Origin of the sequence: Psychrobacter sp. MES7-P7E (assembly GCF_002863645.1) — a bacterium.
Classification (GTDB): Bacteria; Pseudomonadota; Gammaproteobacteria; order Pseudomonadales; family Moraxellaceae; genus Psychrobacter.
Genome location: NZ_PJBU01000062.1, coordinates 1 through 325 on the forward strand (window position 1 = coordinate 1; position 325 = coordinate 325).

Annotated in this window: 1 protein-coding gene; it reads right to left on the bottom strand. The window is 51.1% G+C overall.

Annotation, left to right across the window (positions count from 1 at the left end; all coding sequences use genetic code 11):
- Positions 1–325 (bottom strand): hypothetical protein (locus CXF62_RS14655; protein WP_185156574.1); only part of this gene is annotated, 325 nt, incomplete at both ends.

Sequence of the window (325 nt, forward strand, 5' to 3'; positions counted from 1 at the left end):
GACGGTGCTGTCGATATCGGCATTATCAGCACTGTCGATAACAAAGCTCAGCTGCTCGCTGTCCTCATAGATGTCATCATCTTTGACGATAACTGTAATTTTAGGCGCCGCTGTGCTACCTGCAGGTACTTTGACTTGCAAGGTGGTGGTGCCATTTAGTAACGCTTCGATGGCGGCGCTGTCGGTAATGGTCACAGGACTGCCTGTGGCATCAATGTAGCCAATAGAAGCAATGTCCGCCGCTTCAACCTCGCTGCTGCCCGTCGCCACTTTAACAGTGACTGTAGTGGCAAGGTTGCTTAAGTTGTCCTGTGCAACGGTGTAT